At 62.2% G+C, this 13,244-nt stretch carries 8 protein-coding genes and 2 pseudogenes; 3 read left to right on the plus strand and 7 right to left on the minus strand.

All coding sequences use genetic code 11. The annotated features are described in order from the left end of the window. Positions 1 to 26 precede the first annotated feature (26 nt). Entirely contained in the window at positions 27 to 1,466 is a 1,440-nt protein-coding gene (locus JOE31_RS16620) for a polysaccharide deacetylase family protein (protein WP_209746492.1), read from the minus strand. Between the two features lie 745 nt (positions 1,467 to 2,211). Between JOE31_RS16620 and JOE31_RS16625 the strand changes: the two genes are divergently transcribed. Continuing rightward, complete coding sequence (locus JOE31_RS16625) at positions 2,212 to 3,228, plus strand: chitinase (RefSeq protein ID WP_245199229.1); 1,017 nt, start codon at positions 2,212 to 2,214, stop codon at positions 3,226 to 3,228. Positions 3,229 to 3,259: 31 nt separating this feature from the next. Here the strand turns inward: JOE31_RS16625 and JOE31_RS16630 are convergent, their stop codons facing one another. The 4 genes and pseudogenes from JOE31_RS16630 to JOE31_RS16645 all read right to left on the minus strand — a co-directional run. Continuing rightward, positions 3,260 to 3,883, minus strand: a complete 624-nt coding sequence (locus JOE31_RS16630) for a hypothetical protein (RefSeq protein WP_307864438.1) — start codon at positions 3,881 to 3,883, stop codon at positions 3,260 to 3,262. Between the two features lie 159 nt (positions 3,884 to 4,042). Then, entirely contained in the window at positions 4,043 to 5,050 is a 1,008-nt protein-coding gene (locus tag JOE31_RS16635) for a dTDP-glucose 4,6-dehydratase (RefSeq protein ID WP_209746497.1), read from the minus strand. 40 nt (positions 5,051 to 5,090) lie between these two features. Next, positions 5,091 to 6,524, minus strand: a complete 1,434-nt coding sequence (locus tag JOE31_RS16640) for a nucleotide sugar dehydrogenase (RefSeq protein ID WP_209746499.1) — start codon at positions 6,522 to 6,524, stop codon at positions 5,091 to 5,093. A gap of 1,378 nt (positions 6,525 to 7,902) precedes the next feature. Further along, positions 7,903 to 8,532: pseudogene (locus tag JOE31_RS16645) on the minus strand (transposase); the annotation flags it as partial. A 293-nt stretch (positions 8,533 to 8,825) separates the two neighbouring features. Between JOE31_RS16645 and JOE31_RS16650 the strand changes: the two are divergent. Continuing rightward, a complete protein-coding gene (locus JOE31_RS16650) occupies positions 8,826 to 9,380 on the plus strand; it encodes an IS30 family transposase (protein ID WP_209746501.1) in 555 nt (184 codons plus the stop codon). A gap of 183 nt (positions 9,381 to 9,563) precedes the next feature. Continuing rightward, positions 9,564 to 9,830, plus strand: a complete 267-nt coding sequence (locus JOE31_RS21965; RefSeq protein WP_209746503.1) for an IS30 family transposase — start codon at positions 9,564 to 9,566, stop codon at positions 9,828 to 9,830. 65 nt (positions 9,831 to 9,895) lie between these two features. Here the strand turns inward: JOE31_RS21965 and JOE31_RS21610 are convergent. Then, positions 9,896 to 10,196 (minus strand): annotated as a pseudogene (locus JOE31_RS21610) (IS110 family transposase); the annotation flags it as partial. A 362-nt stretch (positions 10,197 to 10,558) separates the two neighbouring features. Continuing rightward, complete coding sequence (locus JOE31_RS16660; protein ID WP_209746504.1) at positions 10,559 to 13,243, minus strand: LuxR family transcriptional regulator; 2,685 nt, start codon at positions 13,241 to 13,243, stop codon at positions 10,559 to 10,561. Between the last annotated feature and the right edge of the window lies 1 nt (position 13,244).

The following is a 13,244-nucleotide window of genomic DNA, read 5'->3' on the forward strand; positions in this document are numbered from 1 at the left end:
CAGATCGGGTGGTACTGGGACGGACCCTACGGGGCAGGCTCCGTCCCGACGTCGTACATCTCGTAGTTGTCCGTGGCCAGCTGGCCGTTGCTGAACAGGTTCAACCCAAAACTCATACCGGCCGCATCTGCAGGAGCTGGTGGCGACGTCCACTCGGCCGGCTGGTAAGTACCATTGGCAGGCATCCACGGGCTGGCTGTCCAGAAGCTCCAGACCCCGCTCGTGTTGCGGTAGTAAAGTGCGAATTGCGTCGGGGCGGTGGACTGATACATCGCCTTCAAGGAATACCTGTGGCCCGGAATTATTCCTGGAGAGCAGGCGCCCATATCCAGAACCGGCAGGAGCTTGGCATCCCCCGATACATAGCCTGTGACATCGAGACGCCGCGAAATCTCGCCGCTATGGCCGGGTGTTAGCGTGCTCAGGACCTGGGCGTTGTCACCGTAGGACGCCACCTGCCAGCATTGAGGCAGCCCGTATTTTCCGGCAGTCTCCAACCCGGGATTCCTAATGGCGTTGACGCCGGGAGGAGCCGTGGGCGGAGGAGGACCGGCGACGCTGGATTTTGCACTTCCCCCAATCACCTCATGGACCGTGCGGACCGCCGTGGTTCCCTGGTGCATCCGTGAGTCCAGCCACCCCGCAAATTCGGCAAACATAGCTGGCGTCACAGACCGGGGAGCCTTGGTGTCATCAATGTCGTAAAACACAAGCTGCAGCCACCCTCCTGCTTTCTCCGCATTTGTGACGGACCGCTGCAAGTCTGCCAAAGTCCAGGCAGCACCAACTTCCGCAGTGGAGCGCGTGCTGAAGGGGTCAGCCGGTACAACTGTTTCTGACACGGCGCACTCCGAGCAGCCGCCGGGGCTTCTGAGATCGCCTAGGCTGCGCGCACTGTTGTACCCGCAGTCCGCCACCAGGGCCTTGGACTCCGGGGACTTCGCTGAAAAGGGGTAGGAGAAGGAGGTGACTTTGAAGCCCCAGTCAGTGAGCTTGGTCCGGTCATCGCAGACCTGGCGTCTCGCCTCGTCAGGTTCCAGTGCGGTCAGATCAGCCAGGGTTGCAGTATGGCCGCCAATCTCGTTGGCGTCGGCTGCCAAAGCGTGGAGATCCTCAACCCTCATGTAATCCTTTGCACCCATAAAGCCCGAGTTAACGAAAAAGGTCCCCCGTAGCTCGTGGGCCTTGAGGATCTTGGCTGCGGTCAGTTGGCTTGCTCTTCCGCCATCAAACGTCAGCGTGACAGTGGTGAGCGCGAGGCTGGTGTCTACGGGTTTGGCGCGCCCCGGTTCGCCGGCGTCGGCTAGTTGCGAGACACCATTGGGTACTAATGCGGCGGAGCCCGTCAGGAGTGCCAGAACGGCCAGACCCGAGACGGCCCAAAGCGTTGTCCTCTTGCGTTGACTCGTCAAGCCGGAACCGAGCGGACCGCCTTGGTCTTCCGGTTGTCCTCGCCTTTTGCTCATGACAGGTATCCCCTCTTACTTCCGTGTGATTCGGCCGCAAAGAGGATCCCCCCTCATGCCGCGGTTGTTCATGGATTGACCCCCTGAAGGGGTCGGTGACGACTGGGGGGAAGCCTTGGTCTCAAAGGCTTGTTCGCCACCGACCCCCGTTCAAGGTCCCCGGTCAAGTGCGCCGGGGAGGGCTGCCTATTGGCAGCGTTGTCGGAAAATGCGGAAGTGAACCGGGCAATGCATTCCGATAGACCGGGCGCTCCTGCTGCCGGTTGCATATCGAGCTGCTGTTCACAGGTCCGGCCGGGGACTCTTGCCCGCAATGTTGTGTCCATGCCCATTCGAGACCGACTCTCCCCCCGGAACTCTGCTTCTTTCCGACACCCAAAGCCTATTAAGTGAAGTGTTCCTCGGCACGAGTGGTTCCTACCCGTCTTTGGTGCCGGAATCGCAAACACAAGCCCGCTGCCACTCGGCCACTACTCGAATCGGAACCCGAAGCACTGAGTAAGACACCCGTGTTGCCTGGCCCGAGAGCCCCCGCGAACAGGCGGACCATGGTGAAATGGTGGTTAAGCACAGCGGATGGGGGCGCAGGACCAGGATGACAGCACGAAACATCGGTTCCGGTCCGGGGGCCAGCGGCCCTGCCTCTGCGGCACCGCAAGATGCCAGCATGCCGCCCGCTCTCCGAACGCGTCCGCCGCATCGTCCCCGAACAACGCTAATGGCAGTCCTTGCAATAACGACAATCTTGGCCTGCGTCATCTCATTTTGGTCGTGGCGCGCCGGCCTGGCGGCAGAGACCGCCAAACCCACGTGGTTTGCCGGTTACGTCGATGTCACAGTGTCGCCGGAATACCATTTCGAAGAGGGAGCCACACAGGGCACCAAGGACGTCGTGCTGTCGTTCCTCGTCGCATCCCCCCAGGATTCTTGCGTAGCCAGCTGGGGCGCACTCTATGGCATCGAGGAGGCACGCGGATCTTTGGACCTGGACCGGCGGATTTCCATTCTGCGGTCGCACGGCGGAACCGTTTCAGTTTCGTTCGGCGGCGCCCGGAACAGTGAGCTGGCCACCGCATGCCAGGACGAAGCGAAACTCCGCACGGCATACCGGGACATCGTAGAGCGCTATGATCCTGCATTCATCGACTTTGACTTGGAGGGCGCCGATCTGCTTGACGAAGCAGGCGGCGAGCGGCGTGCGAAGGCTGTGGCGGCTCTCCAAGGAGACCGCAACGCATCAGGAAAAAGGCTCGCGGTGTGGCTAACCCTCCCGGCTTCGCCCCGTGGGCTGACCGACGCCGGAATCGCCGCCGTCGAGCAGATGCTCGACGGCGGCGTCCAGCTGGCAGGGATCAATATTATGACCATGAATTATGGTGCTAGCCGCAGCAGTTCCCAAGGAATGCTTGAGGCGGCATTGTCAGCCGCCCGGGCCTCTCACGACCAACTAAGCATCGTTTACCAGCGGGCAGGGATCAATCTAAGCGGGGAACAAGTCTGGAAGAAGATGGGCCTCACCCCCATGATCGGCCGCAATGACCAGCCGGGCGAAGTGTTCGGCCTGGATGCTGCCCGGGGCATGAAGGACTACGCGGTGGAGCAAGGCATCCAGCGTCTCTCCATGTGGTCGCTCAACAGGGATACCCCGTGCAGTTCCGGCGGGTCAGAAGAAACCGCCAGCTTCACCTGCAGCGGCGTGGACCAAGGCACAGCCCGCTTCTCCGACCTGCTCGGTTCCGGCCTTGCAGGAACAGGAGGTTGACGCTGACGTCCCTTGCTTCCGAAAGCACCCGTTACTTCACTTGGCTGGTTGTGACCACGTCCAGCCAGGGTCCAGGCGGAACATCCTTCTGCTCCACGAATTGCCAATCGACCCTATCCGCTTCTCCATCCAAGTCGCTGAACCCGAGACAGCCGTTGAGAGCGGGCGAAACATCCATGCCGGCACCGTTGAACTTCTTATTGACCGGCCGCGCGTCGTTCGCCCCGAAGACGTATTCCTTGTCCTGATACTCCCCCGGCCCCGCGTCCTGGATCTGGCCGTAACATTCTTTGCCGTCCTTGCGGATCTTGACCCAGCGGTTCTTCATGTAACTGAAGGAACGGTTTGTGGCCTGGCCCTCGTACCCCTCATCGTTTGCCCATGGAATAACCGAAGCCCTCTCGCGGAAGGCCACCTCATTGTTGACGTCGTCATAAGGCAGATCTAGGTAGAATGGGTTCTCTTTGGGCTTCACGCTGCTTGGCGCGTATCCGTTCGATTCCGAACGTGCTTCGGTCTCGCAACCGTCGGACGTGAGCTGGCCATCACAGCCGCCGTAGCTCTCCATCCACCTCGAATCATATGTAGAGAAGACCTGGCTACCATCCGCTGCATTGGGATCAAAGACTTCGCCGACCCAGAAGGTTGTGGCCACAATTTTCGTGTGCCAAGGGTACTTCCCCTGAGATCTCTCCTCAGGTGGGTTGTTGGGGGGAGTGCAGGCCACGGCAGTCGCTGCCACTATAAGCAACGATGCCGCCAGCCTGCCTACCCTGCCCATATTACGTCTGCTCGGAATCTGATTTGACCACTTCTAGTTGGCCGCCATCGTTACTTTCCACCCGCGTGGATCCGGTACTTTCAACGGCCGCTGGTCGGCTGCCACGTTCATGATGATCTGGTCGAGGGTGGTCTTCGGGTCGAAGCCCACGAGATCCCTTGCCTTACCATTGTTCGGCACTCGGCGCCGCATGTCCTCATAACCCTCCGCATACGCCTGTTCGTAGGGCACAAGGGTGATAGGGCTTTCGCTGCCAAGCAGCTCCACGATCCGCTGTGCAAGAGTCAGAATGGAGATTTCATAGCTACCGCCGAGGTTGTAAGCGTTACCATAGGCCGACTTCTCCTCCGAGATCCTCGTGATGGCAGGGACGATGTCTCCGACGTAGGAGAAGCAGCGCGTCTGGTGCCCGTCACCGTAAACCGTCAAAGGTTCGCCGGCCAGTGCCTGTTTGACCAGGCGCGGTACCACCATTCCGTACCGGCCAGTCTGCCGGGGACCAACAGTATTGAATAGCCGGACAATAGCAACAGGGAGGCCGAACTGCCGCCAGTAAGCATGCGCGAATGCCTCGTCGATGCCCTTCGCCGCGGCGTAGGTCCACCGGGATTTGAGAGCCGACCCGAGGATCCGGTCGGACTCCTCGGACAGGCTGTCCGAAGTGTTCTTTCCATAGATCTCACTAGTGGACGCCAGCAGCAGCGTGGCGCCGGATTCCAGGACCGAGTCCAGTACCACTTCTGTTCCGTGGATGTTGGTGCGCAGGCTCTCCAGCGGGTGCTCCACGATGAGATTGACTCCTACCGCGGCCGCCAGGTGGAATACCCGGTCAGCACCGGCCACCACTTTGTCCACCGCCGATCGGTCCAGTATGCTGCCCTCCACGAAATGAAAGTCCTTGTGGCCAATCACAGTCCGAAGATTTTCCAGACGGCCGGTTGAGAGGTCATCCAGCACCGTCACTTTGTCTCCGGCTGCGAGAAGATGTTCAACGAGATGGCTCCCGATGAAGCCGGCCCCGCCAGTTATTGCTGTTTTCACTGCTCCTACTTTCTGCTGAGGATCATTACAAACGCCGGATTCACAGGCGGGTGACGTTGCTGCCGGGGGCTAGACGATAGGTGGTGTCGAGGACAGCGGGTGCATCGCGCAGCCATTCGAGGTCCATTAAGGAATGCCTCGTGTGGAGTACCACCAGATCTGCCTCCCAGGCCGAGGGATCCTCCAAGGATTCCAGTACTCCCCCCTGGCCGTCTGGAGCGGTGGGGCACCACGGATCGTGATAAGCCACGACAGCTCCGTCGGCGACCATTGCAGCGATGATTTCCAGCGCGGGAGATTCGCGAAGGTCTTCGACGTCGGGCTTGTAGGCCACGCCCAGAACTATGACACGGGCACCGGAAATACCATGGTTCCGGTCCGACAAAATGCGCCTGGCCTTTTCCACAACCTGGTGGGGCCTCCCGGCAATTCCAGCCATAGCATGCTCAATGACGGGCGCCGTGACCCTGGCTTTCCGAAGCTGCCAGAGCAGGTAATGCGGGTCACATGGAATGCAATGGCCTCCAACGCCCGGCCCTGGGGTGAACGGCATGAAGCCATAGGGCTTCGTTGAGGCCGCATCGATCACGTCCATCACCTCCATGCCCAGTTCGTGGCAAATATCCGCGAACTCGTTGGCCAGGGCGATGTTCACTGCCCGAAAAGTGTTTTCAACCAGTTTGGTCATCTCGGCCACATCTGCCGACGGCACCACGTGCACCAGCTTCGTGCTTGCCTGGAGCAGCACTGCCGCGGCCTCACCACAAGCTGGGGTTACGCCGCCCACCACCCGTGGAACGTCCTCGTGCGAGAAGGCATCCACTCCGGGGTTGATGCGCTCAGGCGAGAATGCCACGAACACGTCCCGACCTGGAATTAGGCCTTTGGCCGCCAGAGGCACTGCCAGAAGATCCCGGGTGGAACCGACGTAGGTCGTTGAGGTCAGCATTAGCAGCTGCCCCGGCACTGCGAATTCGACAACTGATGCGCAAGCAGCCCGCAAAATGCCGAGATCCGGCACCAGGTAGGGATCCACGGGGGTGGGAACACAAACCACAACTGCCGCCGCACGAGCGAGTAGGGAAAGGTCAGTGCTGATCATGAACGACGGATCGTCCAGCGCCTTGTCTAGCCGGATCTTGTCCGAATCCAGCAGGTCTGCCTGGCGGGAACGGATCACTGACAACCTGTTCTCGGAGACATCCAGTCCCAGGACTCGCCGCCCGGAGGCGTTGATGGCAAGGGCAGTCGGCAGGCCGACGTATCCAAGCCCGACAATCGCCACGTCAAACGTGAAAGTGAGATCCTGACCATTCGGGTCGCCGGTTAGGACGGTTGGATCGACCGCCTTGACTGCCGCTTCAGCCGCTCTAGTGCCGTCTGCAGGCCACTCACGGGAATCCTCGAGCAATGGTGGAAGCGCTGCCCTGGCCTGCGGTGACTTGTGAGTTTTTAGCTTGGTGTTCGGTGTCATGCTAAACCGACCTCCCGATATCGATGTGTCCCGTTTGTATGAAAGCCGGCGACGAAGGGTGACAGATCCCGGTCTCAGAAGACGCTGCCCGGATCGTCGCCGGCTCGATTGAGGTTCCCGCAATCGGCGGGGTGCTGGTCGCCGTGGAGGAGTCTTCCAGGTGGATTGCCACATGAAATTCCGAAAGCCAAGTGTCAGCTGTTAGATACATCTAGAGACCCATTTCTTTCCCCAATAGTTGCCTGCGGCCCAACAAGCTACAGCGTATTAACCAACCGCATGCCGGGGCGCGAGTGGGCTCTACCCGTCTTTGCGGGTGGACCACTGGCAGGAACAAGGTGGTACGCGTCCGGCCTGCCCGCACTACTCGCATCGGTACTCGTTGGATCATCGCGAATGCCCGGGCACGGTATGTCGCAGCGTTGAGCTGCCGGTGCCCTCCATGATTGGTGCGGTGATTCCCGTAGGTCATCCCTAACCCGGTAGGGATGGGACTGATCCCGGCGAGTTTCACCACGCGGCCTCGGCCCGGAGTCGTTCGAGATTTTCTCCCGTTACGATAGGGATTTCCGGAGCAGTGTCGGCACCGATGCCAAACTGCTCAAGCAGTTGCGGTGCAGTGCGGGTCACGAGCTGCACGATCATCGTTGACAGCTCTTTCGCCTCGCTTTCCAGGTTCTGCCAGCGACAGGCTAGAGAGCGCAAGGGCGTGGGGCAGAGCGTCTTCGGGGGTGTCTAGGCTTCGTGGCCTCAACGAGGCGAAATCGCGTGCGAGCTTGATCTGCGTCAAGGTGATCCCGTAGGAACGGGTGCACTCGATACCCAAGGCGCGGATTTTTCCAAAGCCCGTCGATCACTCGAGCAGTTGCTTGAACCCAGCTGCATCGGTCGCGATCGTGAGAGTTGCGAGGATACCCGGATCGTGTCCATCACTGCGGCGACGTGGCTGTGCTTGTGGGTATCAACGCCGATCACGACGTGCTCAGAGCGGACAAATTCGATCTGTTCCCTAGTCTGCTGGCTCCTTGCCGGATGGCGCGGGTATTACGCTGGCGCCGGCGGCGGACAGGACTGGTCTCGGCGACGCTGCCAAAGTCTGCTCCACTCTCCTATCAGGTCACGCCCGGTCCGGCGGCAGCGGCTACTGCGTGCCCGACCGAAGATCGACAGATCAACGCCAAGACACCATGAGGGTCAATCGTAAGCAAGAGTCAGACCGAGCCAGCCAGCACTACCCAATCCTCGCGGGACTAAGCAGAAATAGACTGACAGTCGTAGCAGGTGCCATTGCGGGACATCGATTGAACCGCGCCTGCGCCTCCGGGAGTTTGCGCCATGAGGTGTGCTGGTACTGGAAGCCCGGATGCTCTCCTAAGTGTCAAGCAGCAGTTCGGTGGTCCCTGATGCTGGGGATGCTGTGCCGGCGGCCGGGGTGCGGATGAAGTAGACCTCGCGGGCGACGTGTCGCTTCAGGCAGCGGACGATCTCCATCTTGAACTGTCCCTCGGCGGTTTTTTCGCGATGCGGGTCTATGTTCTCGGGTCAAGTCTGATCCGGCGGATGACCGCGAGATGCAGGGCGCGGTTGGCTTGGCGCTCGCCGCAGCGATTGAGTCGATGCCGTTGTGTCATTCCAGAGGACGCGGGCAGAGGTGAAACGCCGCAGAGCATCGCGAATGCCGCCGGCCGTCAAGAGGAGCTGTCCAGCGACTTCGATGCCGACTCCGACGCGTTCCAGGAGGCGGGGTGCGTGGGAGCCGACCATGGAGTTGATGAGTTCGTCGGTCGGCTATCTCGTCGGTGAGTTCCAGGTAGCGGCGGGCCAGGGACTTCATCGAGACCCGGTAGGCGGTGACGGGATCGGTCGCGTTTGACACGTCCGGCCGCCATGCAGCGAAGGTGCGGATTAGCTGCATCCGGGTCAGGTGGCGGAACTGGTCGCGCAGTTCAACCGGCGCGGAGGCGATCGACATCCGGGCGCTGCGGCGCTCCCGTGTCGGTGACGGTCGAAAACTGAGCCATTGTGACGGCTTGGCGTCCAGTGGTCGTTGCAACACCTGAGCCTTTAGGAGTTGCAATTGGGAGGGATGAAAAGACCAAGAAAGTCCCGGGGCGCCCCTCCAAAGAACGCTGCACGGGCTCACTATGATCAGCTGATGAAACAGGGAATGGGCAATTCCGAAGCGTGCCGGATCGTAGGAATCAGCCGTAATCCGGCACTCGATGGCGGCACGGCCACACGGTCATTCTGAAGTCCGGAGACATCAAGGAGTACGCTCCCATCTCCCATCAGAGGCCGGCCGTGATCTCCGCCCGCTTTCTCTCCGAGTCCGAACGCATCACGATCGCGGACCTCCTGCATGCCCCGCGCAGCATCCGAGCCATTGCCCTGGAGCTCGGGCGTAGTCCGTCGACCGTGAGCAGGGAGATCCGCCGGAACCTGCATGAACCCTCTGGCGACTACCGTCCGCGGACAGCCCAGCGCAGTGCCGAGCGCAGACGGAGTCGTCAGCGGACCGGGAAGATCGCCGGCAACCCGGAGCTGCGGGAGTCTGTGCGCGAACACCTGAAACAACGCTGGAGCCCCCGCCAGATCAGCAACCGTCTGCGCGCTGACTTCCCGGGACAACCGGAGATGCAAATCGTGCCTGAGACCGTCTATCAGGCCCTTTACGGCCGCGGAAGCCTGGACCTGGCCGTGGATCCGGCCGTCTCCCTTCGCAGCGGACGGACCGGTCGCCGGCCACGCCGCCGGAAGGAGCACCGGACCAGGCGCTTCCCGGACATGGTCATGATCCGGGACAGGCCTGCAGAAGTGATCGGCAGATTAGTACCAGGGCATTGGGAGGGGACTTAATCATTGGAAAGGGCAGTCGCTCGGCCATTGCCACACTGGTCGAACGGACCACGCGCTTTATCATCCTCGTGCATCTTGCGGGGAACCGCGGTGCTGAGAATCTGCGCGATCGGTTGGCTGAATCGATGAGCCCGCTCCCGGCCCATCTGCGCCGTTCCCTGACTTGGGATCAGGGCACTGAAAATGGCTTGCCACCAGGATTTCACGCGGCAGACGCTAATCCCGGTGTACTTCTGTGACCCCGCGAGCCCCTGGCAGCGCGGCTCAAACGAGAACACCAATAGCCTGCTCCGCCAATACTTTCCGAAAGGAACAGACCTGGGCGTCCACAGCCCCGAACACCTCACCAGGGTCGCCGCTGAACTCAATCGCAGGCCACGCGAAATCCAGGGTTGGCAGAGTCCTATAGAGCACCTGGCTAGACTGACTTCACCGGCGATAGAACCATAAACCGTTGCAACGACCGCTGAACTCCGCCCGGCCACGAAATGGCTCACTTTTCGACCAGCGCTGACATCCCGGGCCGCGCGGGCGAGGGTGACGCGCAGCACCCGCAAAGCTTCGACGGCGCCGTCCTTGCTTTTCGGGATGCTGTTGCGTCGACCGTGCAATGCGGCGCGGGCTGCATTTATCGCCCAGAGATCGTCTCCTTGCCTTTGCGGCGGCGGTCGGAACGGTCGGGCCGGCTTTAACGAGGCGTCGGGGTCAGACCGGCCGTACGACCCCGGTGCCCTCGACGCCGATCCGGGCCAGGTCACCGAAGTCGCCGATGCAGGCGAGCAACGCCCGCTAGCCGGTGCGTGTAGTCGGGAAGCTCCGGCGCACGCTCTCCTTGAGTCACTCCGGCAGCGAGGCGTAGCGTCTCACCAAGTAATCGCAGGGACTGACAGATCCGGGGAAAGACAACGGCTGTCGATCGGAGTGAGTTTGGCCGTGGGCCAGGCAATGGAACTGCTCGGCGGCCCGGGAAACCGGCCATCCGTGGTCTATGACCAGACGTGTGAGCCGTAAACGTTGGCCTGGAGTCAAAGCGACATTAGCGTGGGACATTGAGGACCTCCTGGTCGCCTCAGCGGTTGTCTAAGCAACTCCACTGTGCAACCGGAGGTCCTCACCTATGAGTCAAAGACCCCAGCGAGTCATCACACTCACCCAACTAACGTTATTGGGTAGTACACCTAGCCTGCGTGGCGGGCGCCGTAAGCTACCGACGCCAGGTCCTCCCGATGGCTGATTCCGAGTTTCGCGAACATCCGGTACAGATGGCCTTCCACAGTCCGGAGCGAGAGCCCGAGCTGGAGGGCGATTTCCCGGTTGCTCGCACCGGCCTGGACAAGCGCGGCAATCTCCTGCTCGCGCCGCGTCAGCTTGTGCAGATCCGGCGGGATCTCGGCGGCGGACGAGCCGGTCTTGTTCAGCGCCGCATTGCGTTGCTTGACGAGTTTCTGGGCCTCGAACTGGCGGGGCTTATCTCCCCGTGTCTCGAGGATCCGCAGGGCGTGGGCAGCGCATTCTGCGGCCGCCAGGTCCAAACCGTCCCGCGCGGTGGCATCGCTCATTTCCACGAGCCGGTTGACGTCCTTGGCGGCAAGGGCACGGCAGTAGGCGGCCAGGAACTCCGCGCTGCGCCCTTCGCAGCCCTCCGCAGTTACGGCAAGCCGCGGCACAACGGACAGGTCACCGAGCCGGAGCACCAGGGAGAGTATCTCCACTTCATAACTGAGGAAGCCGGACGCGGCTGCCGCGTCCGCGAGGGCCGTCAGCTTGGAGACAGCCGTCTGGACGCCCAGGCGTTCGGCCAGGGCCGCCACTGTGTAGGCCTGCCCCAGCAGTGACGCGTGGCGATGGTCCGACAGCAGCGCCTCATAGGCGTCCGCGTTCACTTTTGCCGTTTCCGTCCGGTTAAGGATGGACGCCGCGTAGGCTGCGGCCGCAAGGGCATCAGGCAAGTCTCCCCCGGCATCGGAAAGACGCAGCACCTCGGCCGCCTGGCTGAGTTTCGGCAGGGCGGCCCCGATGATGCCCCGGTGCAGGTCCGCAGTGCCCGCGGCGAGATGCAGCATCCCCCCAAAATAGATCAGGGAGTTCGACGCCTGGGCGATGTGGTTCTGCAGGTACTCGTCCAGGACGTCGAACTCACCGGCATGGAGCAGCGCCAGCAAGTAGCGTCGCATCACGAACTCGGCGTATTCAAGGCGCCGGTCGCCGCTATCGGCAAGGATGTCCTCAACGTCCATGATTATCTGGATTGCGGACACGGCACGTCCCGTGAGTGCCAGCGACTCTGCCAGCAACGTCCCGGCCAGCAGCCGGGACTCGTCGTCGTCCGTGGACTCCCAGATCTGCTGGAGTTCCGGCTCCGCCTCCACATGGCGTCCTGCCGCCTGGTAGCCCTCCAGGGCAAGAAGCCTGCTGCCAAGCCGCGCCGTCGCAAACTCCTTGGCATCGAATCCGGGCCGGGCCTCTTCCAGCCTCGAAACGGCTTCCGCCCACGCATCGGCCGCCCGCAGCACGGACTCCGGACCGTTGCGTTTGCCGGCCGCGAGTTGCGCCGCCAGCATAGAAGCCTGGCGGACGGTTCGAAGGTCGGTGGCTTGTTCCACCACGCCCTCAAGGCACAGGCCGGCTCCCATGGGATCCCGTCCGTACAGCTTGGCGCGGGCCAGTTCCACCTGCGCGGCAAGCTTCAGGGACGGATCCCTGATGGCGCCGACCACCCGTTCCACGTATTCGGGAATGAAGAGACGGTTCGCCAGCTGGGCCGCCTCAAGAATGTCGGCGTCGGGGACAGTTGCGCCGGACTCCAGAGCCCAGGTGACGTGCCGGAGCCTGCCGTCCAGGGTCTCCGGCCGCGAGTCCATCAGGTCAACGATCCGCCTCCGGATGGTCACGCTGCGGGCGGTCGGGACCAGCTGCCTGATCACTTCGCCGATCAGGGGCTGGGCCAGGCGGACATGCCTCGCCGGGTCCGCCGAGATCGCGATGAACTGGAGCTCCTTGAGCTCGTCGACGGCGTGGCTGTCGCTGGCACGCTGGAGGACGCTGAGGGGGATCGCCTCAGCGAGCGCCACTGATTCCAAGGCCTGGCGCTGACCGGGGTTCAGCTGCATGATCTGGTTCCTGACGAGGTCCATCAGCCGGACAGTGGCTGCTCCCGGCTCGCTCAATAGCACCCACGTGTCATTTCGCTGCACCAGGTGGCCGCGGGTCTTGGCATGGGCTATCAGTTCCAGCAGGAACATCGGATTTCCGCCGGACGACCTGAACAGGACCGCGCTCGCGCTGGGGACCAGCGGTGAGCCCAGCACCCGGGTGCACAACTCGTCCGATTCTTCCTTGCTCAGCGGCTGCAGTTCGAAACGGTCAACCAGGCCTTCCGACCACATGGACAACACCTCGGGCGGCGGTGACGGGTGCGGCCGGCACAGCAGCACCACCCTGGCGGCTTCGGCAGCGGCCAGCTGGGCAATGACAGCGGCGCTGCTGTCATCCAGGTGCTGGGCGTCTTCCACGACCAGGACAGCCTGCGACTGGTCCCGCAAGCCCTCCGGATTGAGCTCCGTTACCAAAGCCTTAAGCACGGCACGCGGCTGGTCCGTCTGTCCGGGAGTCAACGCCGTCAGCAAGGGCGCAAGGGCCGCGTACGGTACCTCGGAGAGCGAAGGACCCGCGTAGACGTAGAAGGGCCGGATCCGGCTGCCAAGCTCAAAGATCACCTCATTGGCGAGCGCCGTCTTGCCGATGCCGGCATCGCCAAGGATGAGCGCACCCGGGCCGTTGGCGTCCAGAAGGCAATCGACAACCGAGGCAACCATGCCGAATCGCCCGATCAGCCTCTCTGCCGTGATGGTGGACTCAGTCATG

This window comes from Arthrobacter sp. PvP023, assembly GCF_017832975.1.
GTDB lineage: Bacteria > Actinomycetota > Actinomycetes > Actinomycetales > Micrococcaceae > Arthrobacter.

What these genes read in the sequence shown, in the direction of transcription:
- JOE31_RS16660 (WP_209746504.1), bottom strand. Translation starts at nt 13,243, where the DNA reads ATGACTGAGTCCACCATCACGGCAGAGAGGCTGATCGGGCGATTCGGC.
- JOE31_RS16620 (WP_209746492.1), bottom strand. Translation starts at nt 1,466, where the DNA reads ATGAGCAAAAGGCGAGGACAACCGGAAGACCAAGGCGGTCCGCTCGGT.
- JOE31_RS16640 (WP_209746499.1), bottom strand. Translation starts at nt 6,524, where the DNA reads ATGACACCGAACACCAAGCTAAAAACTCACAAGTCACCGCAGGCCAGG.
- JOE31_RS21965 (WP_209746503.1), top strand. Translation starts at nt 9,564, where the DNA reads ATGGCTTGCCACCAGGATTTCACGCGGCAGACGCTAATCCCGGTGTAC.